The sequence below is a fragment of the Geodermatophilus sp. SYSU D00697 genome (genome assembly GCF_054050175.1).
In genome coordinates, this window is sequence record NZ_JBJGYV010000002.1 from 1 (window position 1) to 20111 (window position 20111).

22 protein-coding genes and 1 pseudogene are annotated in these 20111 nt (G+C 74.7%); 11 read left to right on the forward strand and 12 right to left on the reverse strand.

Translation table 11 applies throughout. The features are described 5' to 3' along the window. Positions 1-99: 99 nt before the first annotated feature. The 3 genes and pseudogenes from ACI79C_RS01935 to ACI79C_RS01945 form a co-directional block, all read right to left on the reverse strand. A complete protein-coding gene (locus tag ACI79C_RS01935; protein ID WP_456944242.1) occupies positions 100-264 on the reverse strand; it encodes a hypothetical protein in 165 nt (54 codons plus the stop codon). Between the two features lie 6 nt (positions 265-270). Beyond that, positions 271-357: pseudogene (locus ACI79C_RS01940) on the reverse strand (tyrosinase family protein); the annotation flags it as partial. Positions 358-431: 74 nt separating this feature from the next. Further along, complete coding sequence (locus ACI79C_RS01945) at positions 432-584, reverse strand: hypothetical protein (RefSeq protein ID WP_456943920.1); 153 nt, start codon at positions 582-584, stop codon at positions 432-434. 31 nt (positions 585-615) lie between these two features. Here ACI79C_RS01945 and ACI79C_RS01950 point away from each other — a divergent pair, with 31 nt between their 5' ends. Further along, positions 616-1092: a hypothetical protein gene (locus tag ACI79C_RS01950; RefSeq protein WP_456943921.1), complete on the forward strand. Its 477-nt coding sequence runs from the start codon at positions 616-618 to the stop codon at positions 1090-1092. Positions 1093-1221: 129 nt separating this feature from the next. Here ACI79C_RS01950 and ACI79C_RS01955 read toward each other — a convergent pair whose 3' ends face one another. From ACI79C_RS01955 to ACI79C_RS01965, 3 genes are all read right to left on the reverse strand, one after another. Further along, positions 1222-1488, reverse strand: a complete 267-nt coding sequence (locus tag ACI79C_RS01955) for a hypothetical protein (protein ID WP_456943922.1) — start codon at positions 1486-1488, stop codon at positions 1222-1224. 16 nt (positions 1489-1504) lie between these two features. Further along, positions 1505-2977 (reverse strand): hypothetical protein, encoded by a 1473-nt coding sequence (locus ACI79C_RS01960; RefSeq protein WP_456943923.1) that lies wholly within the window; start codon positions 2975-2977, stop codon positions 1505-1507. Positions 2978-4263: 1286 nt separating this feature from the next. Continuing rightward, on the reverse strand, positions 4264-7560 hold the full coding sequence (locus ACI79C_RS01965) for a SpoIIE family protein phosphatase (RefSeq protein WP_456943924.1): 3297 nt from the start codon (positions 7558-7560) through the stop codon (positions 4264-4266). 225 nt (positions 7561-7785) lie between these two features. Here ACI79C_RS01965 and ACI79C_RS01970 point away from each other — a divergent pair, with 225 nt between their 5' ends. The 4 genes from ACI79C_RS01970 to ACI79C_RS01985 all read left to right on the forward strand — a co-directional run bounded on the left by ACI79C_RS01970 (position 7786) and on the right by ACI79C_RS01985 (position 10088). Next, positions 7786-8043 carry a hypothetical protein gene (locus tag ACI79C_RS01970; RefSeq protein WP_456944237.1) on the forward strand — a complete coding sequence of 86 codons (258 nt, stop codon included), beginning with the start codon at positions 7786-7788 and terminating at the stop codon, positions 8041-8043. A 323-nt stretch (positions 8044-8366) separates the two neighbouring features. Continuing rightward, a complete protein-coding gene (locus tag ACI79C_RS01975) occupies positions 8367-9095 on the forward strand; it encodes a hypothetical protein (RefSeq protein WP_456943925.1) in 729 nt (242 codons plus the stop codon). A gap of 210 nt (positions 9096-9305) precedes the next feature. Next, positions 9306-9578 carry a YciI family protein gene (locus ACI79C_RS01980; protein WP_456943926.1) on the forward strand — a complete coding sequence of 91 codons (273 nt, stop codon included), beginning with the start codon at positions 9306-9308 and terminating at the stop codon, positions 9576-9578. A 111-nt stretch (positions 9579-9689) separates the two neighbouring features. Further along, positions 9690-10088 carry a hypothetical protein gene (locus tag ACI79C_RS01985; protein WP_456943927.1) on the forward strand — a complete coding sequence of 133 codons (399 nt, stop codon included), beginning with the start codon at positions 9690-9692 and terminating at the stop codon, positions 10086-10088. A 97-nt stretch (positions 10089-10185) separates the two neighbouring features. Here the strand turns inward: ACI79C_RS01985 and ACI79C_RS01990 are convergent, their stop codons facing one another. Further along, positions 10186-10410: a hypothetical protein gene (locus ACI79C_RS01990; protein WP_456943928.1), complete on the reverse strand. Its 225-nt coding sequence runs from the start codon at positions 10408-10410 to the stop codon at positions 10186-10188. A 235-nt stretch (positions 10411-10645) separates the two neighbouring features. On the opposite strand from ACI79C_RS01990, the gene ACI79C_RS01995 reads away from it, so the two are divergent. Next, positions 10646-10849, forward strand: a complete 204-nt coding sequence (locus tag ACI79C_RS01995; protein ID WP_012948038.1) for a cold-shock protein — start codon at positions 10646-10648, stop codon at positions 10847-10849. A 63-nt stretch (positions 10850-10912) separates the two neighbouring features. On the opposite strand, the gene ACI79C_RS02000 is transcribed toward ACI79C_RS01995, so the two are convergent. Both ACI79C_RS02000 and ACI79C_RS02005 read right to left on the reverse strand, forming a co-directional pair. Beyond that, positions 10913-11374: a hypothetical protein gene (locus tag ACI79C_RS02000; protein ID WP_456943929.1), complete on the reverse strand. Its 462-nt coding sequence runs from the start codon at positions 11372-11374 to the stop codon at positions 10913-10915. A 73-nt stretch (positions 11375-11447) separates the two neighbouring features. Further along, positions 11448-12092: a hypothetical protein gene (locus tag ACI79C_RS02005; RefSeq protein ID WP_456943930.1), complete on the reverse strand. Its 645-nt coding sequence runs from the start codon at positions 12090-12092 to the stop codon at positions 11448-11450. Between the two features lie 176 nt (positions 12093-12268). Here ACI79C_RS02005 and ACI79C_RS02010 point away from each other — a divergent pair, with 176 nt between their 5' ends. From ACI79C_RS02010 to msrB, 3 genes are read left to right on the forward strand one after another with little or no spacing between them, the layout of a single operon-like run. Further along, the gene (locus tag ACI79C_RS02010) at positions 12269-14491 is read left to right on the forward strand and encodes a histidine kinase (RefSeq protein WP_456943931.1); all 2223 of its coding nucleotides are present in this window, start codon (positions 12269-12271) and stop codon (positions 14489-14491) included. Next, positions 14484-15146 carry a response regulator gene (locus ACI79C_RS02015; protein ID WP_456943932.1) on the forward strand — a complete coding sequence of 221 codons (663 nt, stop codon included), beginning with the start codon at positions 14484-14486 and terminating at the stop codon, positions 15144-15146. The genes ACI79C_RS02010 and ACI79C_RS02015 overlap by 8 nt, the downstream gene beginning before the upstream one ends. A 56-nt stretch (positions 15147-15202) precedes the next feature. Beyond that, complete coding sequence (gene msrB, locus ACI79C_RS02020; protein WP_456943933.1) at positions 15203-15625, forward strand: peptide-methionine (R)-S-oxide reductase MsrB; 423 nt, start codon at positions 15203-15205, stop codon at positions 15623-15625. Between the two features lie 84 nt (positions 15626-15709). On the opposite strand, the gene hemQ is transcribed toward msrB, so the two are convergent. Then, positions 15710-16426, reverse strand: coding sequence for a hydrogen peroxide-dependent heme synthase (hemQ, locus tag ACI79C_RS02025; RefSeq protein WP_456943934.1), 717 nt, complete (start codon positions 16424-16426; stop codon positions 15710-15712). A 59-nt stretch (positions 16427-16485) separates the two neighbouring features. On the opposite strand from hemQ, the gene ACI79C_RS02030 reads away from it, so the two are divergent. Continuing rightward, positions 16486-16857, forward strand: a complete 372-nt coding sequence (locus ACI79C_RS02030) for a hypothetical protein (protein ID WP_456943935.1) — start codon at positions 16486-16488, stop codon at positions 16855-16857. Between the two features lie 3 nt (positions 16858-16860). On the opposite strand, the gene hemG is transcribed toward ACI79C_RS02030, so the two are convergent. After that, positions 16861-18228 carry a protoporphyrinogen oxidase gene (gene hemG, locus ACI79C_RS02035; protein WP_456943936.1) on the reverse strand — a complete coding sequence of 456 codons (1368 nt, stop codon included), beginning with the start codon at positions 18226-18228 and terminating at the stop codon, positions 16861-16863. Beyond that, positions 18225-19280, reverse strand: a complete 1056-nt coding sequence (gene hemE, locus ACI79C_RS02040; protein ID WP_456943937.1) for a uroporphyrinogen decarboxylase — start codon at positions 19278-19280, stop codon at positions 18225-18227. Before hemE ends, hemG begins: the two co-directional genes overlap by 4 nt. A 71-nt stretch (positions 19281-19351) precedes the next feature. Between hemE and ACI79C_RS02045 the strand changes: the two genes are divergently transcribed. Next, a complete protein-coding gene (locus tag ACI79C_RS02045; RefSeq protein ID WP_456943938.1) occupies positions 19352-19984 on the forward strand; it encodes a DUF3000 domain-containing protein in 633 nt (210 codons plus the stop codon). The last annotated feature ends 127 nt before the right edge of the window (positions 19985-20111 follow it).

Genomic DNA, 20111 nt, shown 5'->3' on the forward strand with positions numbered 1-20111 from the left:
GGCCCCGGCGCCCGGGGCCGGCCGCGGGACATCTCCTCTGGGGACGTGTCGGTCATCGCGTCAGCGAGGACGCCGAACGCAGCTGGAGTACGCCCGCGGCTATGGCAGGGCGTCGTAGGTGAAGTACACCGACGCGTCGAGCACCTGCGCCGGGGTCACCGGCGTCTGGATCAGGATGGAGTAGAGCGGGTCGTCGATCCGGTGACCGGCCAGGTCCGCCGACGCGGACTGGGGCGGCTCGTATGTCCGGCCGTGACGGGACATCCACCCCTCCCAGATGCGGTCGACGTTGCAGTGGTTGAGGTAGAAGACCGGGTCATTGGGTGAGCTCGCAGAGCCATGTCGCCGCCGACCCACACGTGCACCTTGTTGTGCATGCCGTAGGGCCGCCAGCCCTCGAGTCGGTTGCGCATGCTGTCGGGCCGGCGGTTTCAGGGCTCGTCGTCAGACGGGTCGTCGCTGACCGTCGTCTTCACGTCATCCGAGGTGGGCAGCGCGGGCGCGTCGGCGAATCCGCCGAGATCGCGCCGCAAGCCGCGGTCGGTGGCCCGCAGCTCGACGAGCGAGGCGGACTCGATCCTCACCCGGTACTCGTCCGGTGTGAACGGGCCGTCGGTGACCGGGCTGCCGGTGCCGCCGATCCCGCCCCCCGCCCGTCTCACCCGGCTCCGCTCCCGGCCCGAAGTCGTCGGGGAACTGGTCGATGGCCTTCTCCACCAGGTGGATCACCGAGGGGAAGTCGCGTGTGGGCATGCCGTGGTAGAAGACGCGACCCTCGTTGTCGACGACGATGTGGATGTCGAACGGACGGCCGTCCACGCTGATGGCGTAACTGGTGCGCACCTCGATTCGATGGCCGCGGTACTCGACCTCCCGGACATCGGCCATGGCCCCTGTCTGGTGCGGGTGGGCGGCCGTCAACAGTTCATCGGCCCGCGCAGCCAGCGCCGCCCGTACGGCTTCGGGTGCGACGGCGCTCCTGAGGAGAGCGCGATCGGTCATGGGACGGCCTCTTCGCCGGGTTGCTGGCAGTTCAGGTCACGCGAGATGTCTCGGGCACGTCTGGTCGCGATGTGGACGATCGAGCCGTGATCATCGCTTGATCGGCGTCACCGGACCGGCACCCCGGCCGGCGATGAGAGCGACTGACGCTGGCATTCACGTCCAGTCGTCAACGGTCCTCGACGACTGCTGCCCCGACTGGGACCGTTGAGAAGCCGGTCACGCTGGAGGCAGGCTCGCCGCGGCGCGACGGAACTCCACCCGCGCCGCCAGCGCGAAACCCACCGCCAGGACGGCCAGGGCGGCGGTCAGCAGCCATTCCAACTCGCCACTGCCGCCGTCCGGCTCGACCTCGAAGAGGATCTCGATCCAGTCGTGCCAGATCAGCGAGACGACCGCGAGGGCGGCGGCGGTGACCGCCAACACGACCTCCACCCAGAACCGGTGACGCACCGTCGCCTGCGAGCGCCGACTTCTCCTGGTCATGGCCGCACACCACCATTCACGCCGAGGCTCGGCCGTAGCGGGCGTAGAAGGGGTTGTACGTGCACGCGTTCGGATCTCCGGGGACCTCGGTGACGAAGTAGCCCCAGGCTCCGAAGAGACGGCCGTTGCGCCGTCCCCGGCGCGTGGTCAGGTAGTCGCCGAACCGCTGGACGGTCCGGGTGCTGCCGTCGCGGAACCACACGACGAAGTCGCCGATGATGCCCATGGCACAGTTCGCATGGTCGTTCGAGCCGCCCCACCCCAGGATCACGCCGACGTCGTCGCGCGCGTTCACCCCGAGGCTGGGATAGGCGAAGGCATAGTCGGGGTTCCAGATCTGGAGTTCGCTGACCACCGTCTGGGCGGCCAGGTCGACCTCGACCAGCCGCGCGTGTGTGTTGGGGAAGTCGAAACCACTGCTCGTGCCCTTCCCGGCGCTGGCGCTCCAGGCCAGCATCACGTGCCCACTGTCCCGCTCCACGCCCCCAGTGACCGCGAAGTTCGGGAAGTTGGCCAGCTTGGTCAGCCAGTCGTTGCCGTCGGGACCGACGGAACTGTGGGCACCGTTCGGCCACGCTGCCACCGGCACGGTGAACGACGAGTAGGTGTTTCCGCCGTCGGGCATCACGAAGACCTCGAGCGTCGAGTTCGACACATGCCCCGCCCAGACAGCCCGCGACCGGGTCTCCTGCACCAGATGCGCGCCCCAGGCGCTCGTCGACTGCGCCGGGTCGGTGTACTCGAAGTTGACGGTGCCGCCGGCCTGCAGGTCCGCGAGCGGGATGCGGACGACCAGCCGCCCGCCTGCTGCGAAGACATCGGTGCTGGCGAAGAGGAAGGTCGAGGAGAACGCCAGGTCGGGGTAGTCCATGTCGCTGGTGGCAGAGCCGAAATCGCCCGCCACGAAGTCCCAGTAGGTCCAGGCTGTCGGATCGCTGCGCACCGAGTCCGACGACGCCACCGCGATGCGGAAGGCGCCCTGCCCGCCGGCGTCGGCGTTGTACTGCAGGAACCACACGAACCGGTCGATCGAGTCGACGTAGGTGATCACCTGGTCGCAGCAGAAGCCGCCGGCGAAGGTCTCCGAGAAGATCGTCGTCGGGTCCAGCCGCCGCCACGTCGCGCCGGCGTCGTCGGACACGTCGCAGAACCAGTTGCCCGACATCATGATCACGTCCGGCTCGGTGTCCGCGCCGCTCGTGTCGGCCGCGTTGGTCAGCGTCTTGTCGAGCGGGCCGGCGGGGGCGTACCCGTGGAAGACGACCGGATCGGGGTTGCCGGACGGATCCGGGTCGTCCGCGCGGGTCGTCTCGGCGGCCGGGCTGAGCTCCGTCAGGTCCAGCGGTTCCGGATCCGTGCGGACCAGGGCCGGCTCCTGAGGACGGGGCTGCCGGTCCGCCCCGGGTGCGTGCTCGACCGGGGGGAAGGGTGCGCCCTCGATGCGCAGTGCTTCCCGGACACCGCGCTCCAGCGCGAGCTCACGCGCCATCGTCGTCCTCCTCCTTCGCCGTCGTCGGTGGCGGAGCGTCCGTCTCCCCCGGGGACCCTGTGTCCGGTGCCGTGGGTACCTGCCGGGTCGGCCGTTCCGGACCGTCGCGCTGTGACCGCCCGGGCGGGAACGGAGCACCGCTCACCGAACGGCCCGCCCTGCGTCCGCGCTGCACCCGCCGGGCGTCGTCCCCCTCGTCCGTGGGCGTCATCCTCATCCCCTGGGTCCGGCCGTCCGCGCCCGTGATCGAGCCCGATCAGCACGTGCCGGTGTAGCAGCCACGGCGTCACCGCGGCGTCACGGAGAGGCGGGTGGCGAGCGAGGCGGTGTCGTCGCCCGCCCGCGTCGTCCTGCCGTCGTCCAGCCCGGCGCGCCAGCGGCGGAGCCCTCGTCGGCTGGGACCGGTGACCCGCGGCTCGACAGTCGTCGCCGCCGGAACGTCCTCGGCCACCAGCATGGAACAGTCGCGGAGCCGCGCACCTCGAGGGCACGCGACTCCGGGAGGTCGCTCGGAGACGAGGCTGCCCGCGCCGGTCTGCGACGTCCGCCACGGTGTCTGCTCGCGACCTCGGATCGGGCACGGCTGCGCCCGCGTCGACCCGCTGGAGCTCGAGGCTGCGACTCGCGACCGCGGGGCAGAAGGCCAGCAGCGCCGCCGTGATCTCCTCGATGATGGGCACCATGTCCGAGTAGTCGGGGTGGAAGCCCTTGGAGATCGACGCCCGCTGCGGTCCCCAGTCGATCGTGAAGCCCAGCGCCCTGCTGTTCGTGGACTCCAGGAAGCCGCGTGAGTATGCCAGTCGTCGGACGTCCCGGACGTGGGATAGAGCCCGACGGCGCTGGTCACGCTGTACCGCCGACCGTGTGCAGCCTGGATGGCGTCGCGCATGACGGTGCCGAGGGAGATCGCCTCGCCCAGACCGGCAGCCGGCAGGTACTCCCGGTACTCGTGCGGGTCGCCACCGGCTGTGCGGTCCGGGATGCCCCGCTGGCGATCCGGATGCGCGGCTGGGCACGCCAGACCTCGTCGGCGAACGCCCGAGCACCTGCTCGTGGCGATGCGCGGACGCGCGACTTCCGCGGGCTTCCACTCCTCCAGTGCAGCCCGACCACGTCACCGCTCCGTCACCGACCTGTCAGAGCCGCCCGGCGTACTGGCCGGAGACGTGGGCCGGACCCGTGAGAGGACGGACGTAGCGAGGGGGAGCTCAGGAGGAGTGACTCCGGACGAGGAGCAGAGGAGTGCCATCGCCTCACTGGTCGGGATCGAGCGGATGCGGACCCGGTCAGCGCGGATCCCGCCGCTCCCTTCCCCGTAGAACGCTGGTGAGGCCGGCCAGGTCCAGCACTCGCCGCGCCGGCCCACCGGTGGGCAACACGACGTCCATGCCGTCGCCGGCCACCTGGGCGGCCTCGAGCAGGAGACCGACGCCGACGCTGGCCACGAACCCGAGGCGGGTCAGGTCCAGGGTGGCCGGCCGGTGAGCGGTGAGCTGGGTCAGCAGTGCCGCGCGCACCCCCTCGACCCCGGCCAGGTCCAGGTCGCCGGTGAGCTCCAGGCAACGCCGGCCGTCCGCCTCGGTGACCGCCAGCGTCGGCGATGTCCGCGTCACGTCGGGGACCAGCGGTGTCGCCTCGGTGAGCGCCGTGGTCGGCGGCAGCCGGAAGCGCAGCACCGTTCCGCCCGGGCCGTGGTGGACGTCCACGTCACCGGTGAGCGCGTGGATCAGCTGCAGGCCCCGGCCGCGGAAGCCGGGGTCGGCCGGGGGGCGCCAGACACCACCGTCGCGGACGGCCACGCGCACGCCGCCGTCACGGTCGGCCGCGAGTTCCACGTCCACCCGGCCGGCTCGGCCGGTGTCGCGATAGGCGTGCTCGACGGCGTTGGCCACCGCCTCGCCGACCGCCAGCTGCAGGTCCTCGGTGGCTGGCTGCCCGACCGCGGCGTCGGCGGCCCACGCCGCCACCGCCTGCCGGACGCTCGCCAGCCGCGCGGGGTCGGCGGGCAGCTCCAGGCGCAGCGGGGCGGGCAGCGGGCGGACGGCGACCACGGCGATGTCGTCGTCGGCGCCGGCGGGGCCGACCAGCTCGGCCAGCGCACCGTCGACGAGGCTGTCCAGGGGCGCGGACGCTCGGGCGGTGACGGCGTCGGCCAGGCGCTGGAGGCCGTCGTCGAGGTCGGCGCCCCGCACCTCGACGAGCCCGTCGGTGAACAGCACCAGGCTGGTCCCCGCTGCCACGGTGGTGACCGCCTCGGGACGGGCACTGGTGTGCGGCAGCAGGCCGAGCGCCGGTCCCAGTCCGTCGTCGAGGAACCGGGGACCGGTGGGGTGGGCCACCAGCGGTGGCGGGTGCCCGGCGCGGCTGTAGGTGAGCTCGCCGGTGACGGGGTCCAGGAGCAGGCAGGCGGCGGTGCTCACCCGGGAGCCGGTGATCGGCGCGGCGAAGATGTCGAGGAACTCCAGCGCCCGGCCCGGGGAGAACCCGGCGAGCAGCAGAGTGGCCAGCGAACTGCGCAGCTGCCCCATCACCGCGGCGGCCGGCGCGCCGTGGCCGACGACGTCCCCGACCGCAACGGCGACCCGACCATCGGGCAGGGCGAGCACGTCGTACCAGTCCCCGCCGGCCGAGGTCCCGGCGACGGCGGGCAGGTAGCGGGCGGTGACCGCCAGCCGCTCCGGCTGGGGCAACGCGGCAGGCAGCAGGCTGCGCTGCAGGGTGTCGGCCATCTCCCGGCGCACGTCGGCCAGCGCGGCCCGCTCCAGCGCGGCGGCCGCCTGCCCGGCGACCGTGAGCAGGAAGGTCCGCTCGGCGGCGGCGAAGCGTCGTGGCTGGCTGAACACCACACCGACTGCGCCGACGAGACGGTGCCCGGCCAGGAGAGGCAACGCCGCTGTCGCCTGGGTCTGCGCCTGGAGGAAGGGCGCGACGTCCGGATAGCGCTCGAGCAGGGTCTCCCGGTCGGGCAGCCACACCGGGTGGCGGGTGCGGGCGGCGTCGGCCAACGGCAGGGACGCGGACAACGGGATGGTGGTGAACCGGGGTGCCCACCGGGGCGAGTGACCCTGCAGGTCGATGGTGTGCAGCTGGCCGTCCTCCCCCAGGGTGCAGACGGCCACGACGGATGCGTCGAGGGCCTCGCGCAAGTTGGCGGTCAGGGCGGCCGCGGCCTCGGCGGCGGTGCCCGCCGCGGCCAGCGCAGCGGTGAGTGCCTGCAGCTGCCGCTGTCTGGCGGCCAGCCGCTCGGTGGTGACCATGGTGGCGATCCGTTGGCCGAGGTCGGCGGCGAAGGTGACGTCCGCGTCGTCGTAGCCGGTCCGGGTGTCGGCGGCGACGGTGAGCAGCCCGGCCGACTCCCCTGCGGCGCTCAGCGACGCGGCCAGCCAGGACCGGCCGCCCAACCCGGCCAGCGCGGTGTACCGGTCCTCGTCCGCAGCGGCCTCGCGCAGGACCTGCTCGGTGACCTCGGGGACGACGAAGGCCCGGCCGGCGTCGACCAGCTCGGCGAACTCGGACGGCACCCGCAGCGGCCCGACCGCCAGCACCCGGTCGGCCACGGCGGCGGGTGCGGCGGCCACGGGCCGGTAGCGCTCGTCATTGCCGCGCAGCCACACCGCCGCCCAGTCGCCCAGCTCGCCGGCCAGCAGCTCGGCGACCGCGGCCAGCCGTTGCTCCACGCCACCGGGTTCGGTCAGCGCTCGACCCGCGGCGGCCAGCAGACCGGCGGCCTGCTCGCGACGGCGGGCCTCGGTGACGTCGAAGAGCACCGCGTGCAGCGTCCGCGGGGCGCCGTCCTCGTCCCGGGCGACGTGGCCGAGGTGCTGCAGCCACACCCACCGGCCGTCGGCGGCGCGCACCCGGTAGGTCAGGGTGAAGTCGACCGCGCCGGAGTCGACCTCGGCGCGCGCCCGTGCCAGCACCCCCTCGCGGTCGTCGGGGTGCAGGATCCGCACCCACAGCCCCTCGTCGGCCAGCCACTGCGACGCCGGATAGCCCAGCAGCTCCTCGGCGCGCTCGTTGACGAACGTCAGCCGCAACGTGGTCGGATCGCGCTCCCACACGATCGCGTTCAGCCCGGCGACGGTCGCCTGCAGCCGGGCGACGCTGACCTCCGCGGCCCGCCGGGCCGCCTGCTCGGCGACCGCGGTGGCGCGGGCGGCCTCGGCCTCCCGCCGGCCGGTGATGTCGAGGATGCTGCCCCGGACCAGCTGCCGTTCGGGGTCGGGCAGCATCAGCAGGGTGATCTCGCACGGTACGTCGGTGCCGTCGGCGCGCCGGTGGGTCCACTCGAACCGGGGCCGCTCCCCCACCAGCGCCCGGGCGAGGTAGGCCGTCGAGGCGGTCGCCGAGGGCCGCCCGTCCGGCTGCACCGGCGGGCTCACCTCCTCCGGACCGACCCGCAGCAGGTCGGCGCGGGCCATGCCGAAGAGCTGCTCGGCGGCGGCGTTCACCGACACGAAGCGCCCGGCGGCCAGGTCCAGGATGACGATCGCGTCCGGGGCGTACTCCACCAGCGCCTGGTAGTGGGCCAGCTGGACGCGCAGCTCCTCCACGGCGGGCGCCGCGCCCGCCGCGCCCACCATCGGTGCTGACCCAGCCCCACCTGCCACCGCGCAGGGGACCTCCGTCCTCCCCGTACGCGAACCGTAGCGCGCAGGCCACCCGGTCGCGCCGGCCGGAGTCGGTTCGATCTCGGACGGCGACGGTGGATCTGGACCGGGCCCCGGCGCCGCCCCAGACTGGTGCGGCCGCGCGTCAGGCGGCCATGGGTGGAGCTCGGCATCGATCTGGGCACCGCCAACACCGTTGTGAGTGACGTCCGCCGCGGCATCGTCTTCGACGAACCGACCGTCATGCTGGTCAGCCGCGGCGGCACTCGCCGGGAGCGGGTCCTCGCCGTCGGGCGGGAAGCAGCCGATCTCCTGGGCCGCGCGCCTCCAGGTTCACCGCGGTCCGGCCGCTGCAGGACGGAGTGGTCACGGACCTGGAGACGGCCCGCATCTACCTGCGCGCAGTGCTGCACAAAGCGGGTCTGCGCGTGTGGAACCTCCCCGTCCGTGCCGTGATCGGTGTACCCGTCGGGTCGACCGCAGTTGTCGTACTCCCCCTCGGGGAGGCCGCCGTCCTGAGCCGTACCGGTCTTCGCACCGACTGGCGCGGGCAGGTCGGCGAGCCGGACCGCGGTGCCGCTCGTCACGGCCTCGCGCATCCCCTCGCGGACCGGCCCCAGCTCCGCGGCGAAGGGCACCGGCGTCGCGGGGATCAGAGGGAGCGCGGTGCACGTGCCCTCGTCCGTCCCGATCGCCAGGCCCAGCCGTATCGAGTGGGACACCAGCACGCCGCGGTGAGGGGACCATCTGTCCTGACCGCCCAGGAGCTGGAGAGAGCCATGTCCGACCACTATCTCGCGCCGGCGCCGCCGACCGGGATGCCGGTCCTCGGCCGAGGCAGGCACCGCCACCCGGCCCGGGGTGCCTGCTTCATGGAGTACTCCTCGCTGCTGGCCGGTGAGGCCTTCACCGACCATCCCCGCTGCGTGGACGACGAGCTGGCCACCGTGCTGCGTGGTGCCAACGACCAGCTCTCCGACGGCCAGCGACACCTGCTCGTGCCGCTGCTGGGTCGGGCGATCGGCCTGGTGGTGGAACCTCCGCCGGTACTCAGCCGGTGGCGTGTCTCCGCCGCGGAGTGGACGCGGCACCGTCAGGCGGCGCTCCGCCATCGCGCGTGCACCTCGCGGCTGCGGCGCGAGGTCGCCGTCCGCTTCACCCGGGCGCTCGGGATCCCGTCCACACACCTCGACACCGTGTGGTCGGGGTGGGGCGAGGAGGTCGCGTGGCTGTTCTGGGACCTGATGACCGAACCCACAGCGGCCCGGCGGTCCGAGGAGTACGTGCGCCGGCTGGTCGACCGCGTCCACCTGCTGCACGCGTGCTACGAGGAGGCCATGGACGACCTCGGACTGTCCCGCCCGGGGAGCGAGGTCCACCGCACCGCGGAACCGGAGACCGGCGCCGTCACCAGGACCAGTGCGCACAGGGTCTCGTCACCTCCTGCCACGACGTCGACGCCGCTGACCGTGAACGAGCCGGCCGCGGCACGGTGCCCCGCGCGGTGACCGCGAGCGATGCCGCCGTCGTGGACGACGCTCCCGGATCCCGCTCCCCCGGAGCTGCACGGTCGAGCCGATGCGACTGCCGCCCGGCGACCGGCCGAGGACCGCGGCCGGCTGACCGGCGTCGATCCGCTCGTCCCGCCGCCGGTCCGGGTGACGGGCCGAGACCGAGGACCGCCCGGACGGTTGGCGCGAGGGGCCAGGATGCCGGCCATGAAGTACGTGATGACCTACCGCGCGGTCGAGGACTTCCTGCCCCTGGCCCAGCAGCACGGCCCGGCGCACGTGGCCCGGCTGCACGAGTTCCGTGACCGCGGCGTGCTGCTCATGGTCGGGACCTTCGAGGAGCCGATGAACGGCGAGGCGATGGGGGTGTTCACCACGCGCGAGGCGGCCGAGGAGTTCATCGCCGGCGACCCGTTCGTCCGGGGCGGGGTGGTCGCGAGCTGGACGGTGCGGCCGTGGAACGAGGTCCTGCAGCCCTGAGCCCTCACCCCGGAGGGTGAACGCCGCCCGTGCAGGCGCCGTCCAGCCTGCACCCGGGTAGCGGACCTGCCGTTGGGAGGGCGTCGGTTCCTTCGGGCGGAGGTGAGCGCGGTGCGGGTGTCGTTCCTGGTGTACGGCGTGCTCTACGTCCTCGTCGAGATCGTCGGGCACCAGCTCGAGACCATCGGGTGGCCGCAGCTGACCCCGCTGGATGTCGCCACCGCGGTGGCCAACGCCTGCCTGACCGTGGCCGTCGGCATCGCGGTCCTCGTCGGGGTCGACGTCGGCGGCCGGCGCTGGCGGCGCGCCGTCCGGGAGTCGCGCGAGGAGCGGGAGCGGGCGGCCGAGCAGTTCTGGGCCGAGCAGCCGCCGATCGAGGTCCCGTCCTGGCGTGCCGAGCCCCTGGCGCTGCCCGCGGGCACCCTGTCGTCCCCGGTCCGCGGCCCGGACTACTCGGGGGCACCGTCCTCCGGCCGTGCCTTCCCGGAGGACCCCGGCCGCCTGCTCTGAGCCGGCTGCGTGGTGTCGTCGCCGACCTCGCCGCACATCGCGGGGGCGGCGCTCCCACGGCGCGGATGGTGCTCGGGGCGGTCCCCGGCCGTCGGGCTCAGGCGAGCAGGGCGACCGCCGACGGGTCGAGGGTGTGGGCGGCGACCGCCTCCGCGGCGGCCTCGCCGATCGACTGCGCCAGCCCCTGCACGTCGGCCGGAGCGCTCAGCACCCAGCCGGCCGCCGCCATGCGCTCGGCCAGGTCGGCCTCGAGGTCGGCCTCGGCGAGGTCCTCGATGTCGCGGAGGGCGAAGGCGGTGGTGGGCAGCAGGGCGGCGGTCATGGCGGGAGTCCGTTCCTCGTGGTCGACGCCGGGTCCGTCCCGGCACCGAGGACTCTCCGGGGCGCGCCGCAGGCTGCTCACGAGGAAGTCGCAGGATTCCCGCAAGACCCGGCTGGGACTCTCCGGCGGCTGCCCCCTCCCCCGCACGCGCCCTCCGGCGGCTATGGTCGTCGGCGTCGGGAAGGCCCTGCGCTATGGCAGGACCCCGATGCACCACCTCAGCTAGGAGCGAGCAATGCCCGAAGGAACTGTCAAGTGGTTCAACGCGGAGAAGGGGTTCGGCTTCGCCACCCCTGACGGCGGCGGACCGGATGTGTTCGTCCACTACTCGGCCATCCAGACCAGCGGGTACCGCTCGCTCGACGAAGGCCAGCGGATCTCGTTCGACATCGAGCAGGGCCAGAAGGGCCCGCAGGCGGCGAACGTCAACCCGCTCTGATCTCCTGATCAGTCGCAGCGCCCCCGTCCGGTTCGCCGGGCGGGGGCGCTGTCGCGTCCGGGGTCACCGTGCCCGGGGCACGTAGCCGCCGATGAGCGCCGACATCAGCAGCGCCCCGTCGTCCGGCCCGACGGCGGCCGCGGCGTCGGCGAACGCCCGCCAGCGGGCCCGCTCGACCTCGCTGGGCGCGTGCTCCGCCCGCGCGGCGAGCTGCTCGCGCAGCCGCTCCCACTCCCCCTGCGGCGTCGGCCACAGCCCGGCCAGCCGGCGGGCCTCCGGGGAGATGCCGGTGAAGCGCACGATCTCGCCGGCGTAGTTGGTCAGCGCCTCGACGTAGCCCGACGAGACCAGCGCCCGCGCCGCCGCGACGACCTCCGGCTTGGGCAGCCCACTGGCCGGCACCACCTGCCCCAGGTACGGAGCGCCGCCGTACCGGGGCTCGTCCACCAGCCGGGCGATCGCCCGCAGCACCGGCAGGTCGCGGGTGAACCAGACGTCGGGCAGGGGCGTGTCCAGCGAGCTCACCGGCCCAGTCTCCGCCGGACACGGCGGCGCCCCGCCACCCGGGGTCACGGGGTGACGGGGCGCCGGCCCTTCCTCAGTCGCGGGCACCCGTCAGTTCGGGGCGCAGGGCCAGGACGACGCCGAGCGCGGCGTAGCCGACGAGCAGGTGACCGGCGGCGACGTAGGGCGACAGGGTCGGGAGGGCCTGGGCGATCGGGATGTTCACCGGCGCCCAGCTCTCGGCACCGAGCGGCCAGAACCGGGCGGCGCCCGTCCAGCGGCCGGCGATCGCGATCCGGATGCCGATGAGGAACATGCCGATCATCGAGATGGGCCAGAAGGCGTCGAGCGCCAGGAACCAGGGCTCCTCGTAGTACTGCGGGATGACCGCGTAGAGCACGGTGGAGACCATCGCCAGGGCGAGCAGCACGTGTTCGGTGTGGAGGAAGAAGCGGGCGAGCTTGCCGGTGCCGATGGCGCCGGTGCGCAGCTGCACCGTCACGAGGGCCACGAGACCGATCTGGAACAGCAGGCTCGACATCTCGTAGACGACGTTCTGCCAGCCGGGTTCGCCGTTGAAGCCGAAGGCCAGGATGCAGCCGGCCCAGGCGGACGACCCCACGGCGACCGCGATGCCGGCCCGGCGGACCGCCCGGGTGGACGCCGTCCGGGGCGTGGGGCGGCTCGGGACCGCCGCGGTGTCGGTGCGGGCCGGTGCAGGCGTGGTGCTGAGGGACATCGGGTCTCCCTGGTCGTGGTCGCGGTGCCCTGTGCACCGCCTGCCGGAACCGTCTCGGGGCGGCGTCCCGGGCAGCCAGGGCGCGGCGCCCTCGATCCGGTCCCCGTCGCCGTCCCGGGCGACACGGGACGGCTGCCTCGTGACGGCCGGGACACCGGCAGGCGAGGATCTCGCGCGTGCAGGCAGCAGTCCCGGTCGCCGGGTCGACCCCCATGGCGCCGGAGCCCCCTCCCGCGCCGCGACCGGAGCGCCCGCACGAGGGCCCGACGGCGAGGCTGCGACTGCTCGGCTGGCTGCTCGTCACCGTCACGGTGACGGCCGCGGTCGGGGCCACCGTCCTCGACGTGCTCACCCCGGCCGCCGCGCGTGAGGCGGCCCATGCCACACCCGGCTGGATCATCGGGCTGCCCGCCGTCGGGCTCGCGGTGCCCGCCGCCCTGCTGCTGCGGCGCGTGCCGGGCAACGCCGTCTCCTGGGTGGTCGGGGGCACCGGCCTGCTGTGGGCCCTGGACGGCGTCGCGCAGTCCTGGCTGACGTTCGCACTGCAGTACGACCCGCCGCTGCCCGGTGCCACGGCGTCCTTCTGGTTCGTGAACCGCTTCGGTGCCTGGCTGCTGCTCGGGCTGCCCCTGCTGCTCCTGCTCTACCCCGACGGGAGGCTGCCGGCCGGGCGCTGGCGCCCCGTGGCCGTGCTGAGCCTGGCGTCCACCGCGCTGCTGCCGACGCTGCTGCTGGTGGTGCCGTCGGAGATCGCCGACGCCCGCGCCGGCTCGGAGACCCCCGCGATCTACCGCTCGCTGGACCTGGACCCGACCAGCCTGCCGCTGCCCGAGGCCGTCGCCCTGCCGCTGCTGCGGCTGGCCTTCCCCGCGGCGCTGCTGGGCGTGGTCGTCCCGGTCGCGGCCGTCGTCGCCCGCTACCGGCGGGCCGGCGGCGAGGAGCGGCGGCGGATGCGGTGGCTGCTGTGGGCCGCCGTCGTCGACCTGCTGGTGATGGTGACGACGATGTTCGTCCCCGGAGACGAGGCGTCGTTCGCCCTCTCCGTGGCGGTCACGCTGACCGGCGCCGCGATCGCCGTCGGCATCCTCCGCCCGCGGGCGGTCGACATCGACCGGCTGCTCGGCGGCACCCTCGTCTACGGCGGCCTCGCGATCGCCGTCGTCCTGCTCGACCTGGCGGTGATCGCCGCCGCCGGCGCGCTGCTCGGCGACCGGCTCGGCGACCGGGACGCCACCCTGCTGGCCCTGCTCGTGGTCACCGGGCTCTACGTGCCGCTGCGTGCCCAGGCGTGGCGCCTGGTGCGGCGCTGGGTGCTCGGCGAGCGGGAGGACCCCTACCGCGTCGTCTCGGGCCTGGCCGAGCGGCTCGAGCGCACCGACGGCGCCGAGGAGCAGCTCATGGCGGTCGCGGCCGGCATCGCCGAGGCCTTCCGCTCGCCCTACGTGGGGGTCGAGGTCGACCAGCCCGGCGGGCAGCAGCTGCTCGCGGAGTCCGGCCGGCGCCCGACCGCGGTCCAGTCGCTGCCGATCGCCTACCGCGGCGAGGAGGTGGGCCGGCTGCTGCTCCCGCGGGACGGCGTCCGCGCGCAGCTGGTCAACCGGGACGAGCGGTTGCTCGCCGACGTCGTCCGGCAGGCCGCGGCGGCGGCGCGGGCCAGCGCGCTGGCCGCCGAGCTGCAGGCCAGCCGCGAGCAGCTGGTCGCCGCGCGGGAGGAGGAGCGCCGCCGGCTGCGCCGCGACCTGCACGACGGGCTGGGGCCCTCGCTGGGTGCCGTGGTCCTGCGCATCGACACCGCGCGCAACCTGGCCGCATCCCGCCCCGAGGACGCCGACCGGCTGCTGCGCCAGGCCCGGGACGACGTCTCCGCGGCGCTGGGCGACGTCCGCCGGCTGGTGCACGACCTGCGCCCGCCCGCACTCGACGACCTGGGCCTGGCCGGCGCGGTGCGCCAGCAGGCCGAGCGGCTGCTCGCCCCGCGGGTCGACGTCACCGTGGACGCCGGGGAGCTCGCCGACCTGCCCGCGGCGGTCGAGGTGGCCGCCTACCGGATCGCCTCCGAGGCGCTGGCCAACGTCGCCAAGCACGCGTCGGCGACCGCGGTGCGGGTGTCGCTGGCCTGCGACGGCGACGGCGCCCTGGTCGTCACCGTCGCCGACGACGGTGTCGGCATCGACCCGGCCGCGCCCGCCGGCGTGGGGCTGGTGTCGTTGCGGGAGCGCGCCGCGGAGCTCGGCGGCCGCGGTTCGGTGAGCTGCCCGCCGGAGGGCGGCACGGTGGTGCGGGCGGTGCTGCCCGCGGACGGAGGGGGTTCGGTGAGCGGACAGGGCCGCGAGCACCGCAGCGAGGAACGAGCGATCAGCGCAGCGGCCCGCAGGAGCGATGGGGGACACCGTGGCTGAACCGGTCGAGGAGGAACCGCTGCGGATCGCCGTGGTGGACGACCACCCGGTCTACCGCGACGGGCTGGCGGTGCTGCTCGGCTCGGTGCCCGGGCTGACCGTCGTGGGCACCGCCGCCGACGGCGCCGCGGCGGTGGAGCTGGCCCGCGAGGAGCAGCCCGACGTGGTGGTGATGGACGTGCAGATGCCGGTCCTCGACGGGATCGAGGCCACCCGGCGGATCACCGCCGAGTCGCCGTCCGTCGGGGTCGTGGTGCTGACCATGAGCGAGGACGACGGCACCGTCTTCGCCGCGGTCCGCGCCGGGGCCCGCGGCTACCTGCTCAAGGGCGCCGACCAGGAGGAGGTGGTCCGCGCGATCACCACGGTGGCCGGCGGCGGGGCGGTGTTCGGCGCGGCGCTGGCCCGCCGGATCGCGGAGTTCTTCTCGGCGGGGCCGGCCGGCCCGGAGACGGCGTTCCCGCAGCTGACCGCGCGCGAGCGGGAGGTGCTCGACCTGGTCGCGGCCGGGCGGTCCAACGCGCAGATCGCCGCGGCGCTGTACCTGTCGCCGAAGACGGTCCGCAACAACGTCTCCAACGTGCTGACCAAGCTGCAGGTCACCGACCGGGCGCAGGCGATCGTGCGGGCGCGGGAGGCCGGGCTGGGCCGCTGACCGGCAGGCCCCGACCGTGATCATCCGGCGCTTCCAGGCGTCGTACCGTGGACCGCATGACGACGTCCGCGCAGAACCAGCCGAAGGTCACCAAGAGCGACGAGGAGTGGCGGGCGCAGCTGTCCCCGGAGGAGTACGCCGTCCTCCGCCAGGCCGGCACCGAGCGGCCCTGGACCGGTGAGTACGTCGACACCAAGACGCAGGGCGTCTACACCTGCAGGGCGTGCGGGGCGGAGCTGTTCCGCTCCGAGACGAAGTTCGACTCGCACTGCGGCTGGCCGTCGTTCTACGAGCCGACGTCGGCCGACAACGTGGTCCTGCGCGAGGACCGCAGCCACGGCATGGTCCGCACCGAGGTCCTCTGCGGCACCTGCCACAGCCACCTGGGCCACGTCTTCGAGGACGCCCCGCAGACCCCCACCGGCGACCGCTACTGCATCAACAGCGTGTCGATCCGCCTGGAGCCGGCCCGGTCCTGACCCGCGATCATGAAGTCCGGGAAGCGACCCGCCCCGCGTCGACGGGGTGTCCCTTCCCGAACTCCATGATCGTCGCGGGAGGGGTCAGGGCAGGTCGGCGACGAGCTCGGCGACCGGCTTGCGGACGCCGGTGTAGAACGGCACCTCCTCGCGGACGTGCCGCCGCGCCGTCGAGGCCCGCAGCTCGCGCATGAGGTCCACGATGCGGTGCAGCTCGTCGGCCTCGAAGGCGAGCATCCACTCGTAGTCACCCAGCGCGAACGAGGCGACGGTGTTGGCGCGCACGTCCGGGAAGCCGCGGGCCATCTGCCCGTGCTCGGCGAGCATCGCCCGGCGCTCCTCGTCGGGCAGCAGGTACCACTCGTAGGACCGGACGAACGGGTAGACGCAGACGTAGCGGCGCGGCTCCTCGTCGGCGAGGAACGCCGGGATGTGGCTGCGGTTGAACTCCGCCGGCCGGTGCAGCGCCAGCTGCGACCACACCGGCTCCAGGTGCCGGCCCAGCGCCGTGCGGCGCAGCCGGGTGTAGGCCTCCTGCAGCGCCTCCGCCGACGGCGCGTGCCACCAGACCATCAGGTCGGCGTCGGCCCGCAGGCCGCTCACGTCGTAGGTCCCGCGGACGACGACGTCCTTGCCGGCCAGCTCCGCGACCAGCTCGGCCACCTCGTCGGCGACGCGCTGCCGCCCCTCGTCGCCGAGCGGGCGGGCCAGCCGGAACACCGACCACATCGTGTAGCGGATGGTCGCGTTGAGGTCGTTGGCCCGCTTGCCGATGCTGCGCTGGTCGGTCTGCTCGCTCATGCGCCCATTCTCGCGCGCGGGCGTCGGACGCCGGTTGCGCGGGTGGGGAGACTGCGCGCATGGACCCGGACGCCCGGCCGCCTCCCGTCGTCCTGCTCATGGCCGAGCACGGCGGGGCCTTCCTCTGGGACCGCTCCCCCGGCGGCGTCGGCGACATCGAGCCGGGGACGCTGGGCGTCTCGGCGGAGCTGACCGCCCGGCTGACCGCCTGGAACGAGCGGTACGCGGAGCACGCCGCCCGGTGGGACTGGGGCCCGCCCCCGCCCGAGCACCGCGCCGGCGACGAGGCCGAGTGGGCGGCGTGGACCCGCGACGGGCTGAACCTGGCCTCCGCGCTCCAGCACGAGCTCGACGCGCTGGGACACGACGTCGTCGTCCTGTACCGGGAGGACGGCGACGAGCGGCCGGTCGCCGAGCGGCGCGGACCCTGAGGGTCAGCCCAGCGCGTCGAGGGCGTGGTACGCGTCGCGGATGCACGCGGGCACGCCCACGCCGCGGAACGCCGCGCCCGCGATCCCCAGCCCCGGCACCTCGGTCACCGCGGCCCGGACGGCGTCCACCCGGTCGGCGTGCCCGACGAGGTACTGCGGCAGCCCCCCGCCCCAGCGCACCAGGCGCGTGGCCACCGGCTCCGGGCGGGACAGACCCAGCAGGTCGGCGACGTCGGCCACCACGGCCGCGGTGAGGTCCTCGTCGGTGCGCTGCAGCTCCGACTCGTCGCGGAAGCGGCCGACCGACGAGCGGACGAGCAGGTGCTCGCCGGCCAGGTGCGGCCACTTGGCCGACGACACCGTGACGCCCTTGACCAGCCGCCCGGTCACCGGCGGCACGAGCAGGCCCGACCCGGCCGCGACCTCCTGCGCGGGGAAGGCCATCGCGACCACGGCCATCGACGCGTACGGGATGCCCTGCAGCGGCTCGACCGCGGCCGGCGCGACCTGCGCGAGCAGCCGCGCGGCCTTGGGCGCCGGGGCGGTGACGAGCACGGCGTCGGCGGTCAGCCGCTGGGGGGCCGCGACCGGGCCGATCGACAGCTCGAACCCGGTGGCGGTCCGCGTGAGCGCGTGCGCAGGGGTCCGCAGCCGGACGTCGGCCCGCGCGGCGGCCACCAGCGCGTCGGGGAGCCCGCCGATGCCGTCGGAGACGGTCACGAACACCGGCCCGTCGGCGTCGAACCGGCTGCGCGCGCCGGCGTCCCGGGCGGCGGCGGCCGCGGCCAGCACCGAGCCTTCGCGCGGCAGGTGCGCGGCGAGGGCGGGCATCGTGGCGGTCAGGGACAGCTCGTCGGCCCGCCCGGCGTACACCCCGCCGAGCAGCGGCTCGACCAGCCGGTCGACCACCTCGTCGCCGAGCCGCTCGCGCAGCAGCGCCCCCACCGCGACGTCGCCGTCCAGGGTCAGCGGCGGCAGCTGCGCCTCGGCGGCCACCCGCGCCACGCCGTCCGGCGTCAGCACACCCTCGAGCCCGTCGACCGAGGCGGGCACGCCGAGGACCGTCCCGGCCGGCAGGGGGAAGCGCCCGTCGGGCAGGACGACGGCGGCCTGCGTGGTGGCCGGGGCGACCAGCCGGTCGGACAGACCGAGGCGCTCCACCAGCTGCACCGCCTCCGGCACCCGCGCGAGCATCGCCTCGGGGCCGGTGTCGTACCAGTGCCCGGCCAGCTCGACGCGGCCCAGCTTGCCGCCGACGCGGTCGCCGGCCTCCAGGACGACGATCTCGTCGTCGGGACGCCGCCGGCGCCACTCGAACGCGGCGGCCAGGCCGGTGATCCCGGCCCCGACGACGACCAGGCGCCGGCTCATCGCCGGGTCAGCTCGTGGACCAGCTCGACGACGTGGGTGAGCACGCCCGGGTCGGTCTCCGGCAGGACGCCGTGGCCGAGGTTGAACACGTGGCCGCGGGCGGCCCGGCCCTGCTCGACGACCCGGCGCACCTCACGGTCGACGGTCTCCCGGTCGGCCAGCAGGACGGCAGGGTCGAGGTTGCCCTGCAGGGAGCGCTGCGGCCCCACCCGGCGGGCCGCCTCGTCCAGCGGCACCCGCCAGTCGACGCCCACGACGTCGGCCCCGGCGTCCCCGATGAGCGCCAGCAGCTCCCCGGTGCCGACGCCGAAGTGGACCCGCGGGACGTCCCGGTCGCCGAGCCCGTCGAACACGGCGCGGGAGTGCGGCAGGACCCGCTCGGCGTAGTCGGCGGCCGAGAGCACGCCGGCCCAGGAGTCGAACAGCTGGACGGCGGAGGCACCGGCGTCGACCTGGGCGCGGAGGAACGTCGCCGCCGAGACCGCCAGCCGGTCCAGCAGGCGGGTCCAGGCCTCCGGCTCGGCGTACATGAACGCCTTGGTGCGGGCGTGCTCCTTCGACGGCCCGCCCTCGATCAGGTAGGTCGCCAGGGTGAACGGCGCGCCGGCGAACCCGATGAGCGGGGTCGACCCGAGCTCGGCGACCAGGCGGCGCACCGCCGTCTCGAGGAACGCCAGCCGCTCGGGCTCCAGCGGCGGCAGCGCGTCGACGTCGGCGACGGTGCGCACCGGGGAGGCGACGACCGGGCCGACCCCGGGCTTGATCTCGATGTCGATGCCGGCCACCACCAGCGGCAGCACGATGTCGGAGAACAGGATGGCGGCGTCCACCCCGTGCCGGCGCACCGGCTGCAGGGTGATCTCGGTGACCAGCTCGGGGTCCTGGCAGGCCTCGAGCATGCGGGTGCCGGCCCGCAGCGCCCGGTACTCCGGCAGTGACCGCCCCGCCTGGCGCATGAACCAGACCGGGGTCCGGGACACCGGCAGGCCGCGGGCGGCCCTGACCAGGTCCGAGTCGGCGGGGAGGGTCCGGGGGTCGCCAGCGCGGGTCACGACCGTCCATCCTCCCAGAACGGTGCGGCGCGTCTGCGGCGCGGGCCCGGTTTCGGTCCTACCCTGCGAGCGTGGAGCCTTCCAGCCTGGCCGGCGCCGGGCGCGGCCCCGGGGACCGCCCCGGCGACGACCCCCCGGAGGAGTTCCGCGCTGCCCTGCAGGCGCTGGCCGGCGTCACCGTCCGCCCGGAGATCCAGCTCGAGCACATCCCCGCGCCCCAGCGGCTGGCGCCCTACGCCCACGCCATCGGGGCGCTGGTGACCGAGCAGGACGGCGACGAGGAGGTCGAGGTCGCCAGCGGGCGGTTCATCGTGCTGCACGACCCCGCGGGCCACGAGTCCTGGGCCGGCACGACCCGCTGCGTCGGCTACCTGTCGGCTGCCACCGACGAGCACATGGTGGATGACGCGATGTTCTCCGAGGTGGCGTGGAGCTGGCTCACCGAGGCCCTGACCGAGGCCGGCGCCGCGCACCACGCCGTCGGCGGCACGGTCACCCGCACCGCGTCGACCCGGTTCGGTGCGCTGGCCGGCCCCGAGCACTCCGTGGACGTCGAGATCCGCGCGTCGTGGACGGCCGAGGACTCCCGCTTGGACCGCCACCTCACCGCCTGGCTCGACGTCCTCGGCAACGCGGCCGGCCTCCCCCCGCCCGGCGTGCGGCTGCTGGGTCCCTCCGATCCCCCCGCGAGCGGGACTCCGTAACATCGGTGTCCGACAGGGGCGCCAGGCCCCGCGCCGGCTGCCCTCCCCGGCCTCCTGCGGTCCCGTTCCGCGCAGGCTGCGTGCTCCCGGCACTGCACTGGTCGACGACACGGGCGAGAAGGTGGAC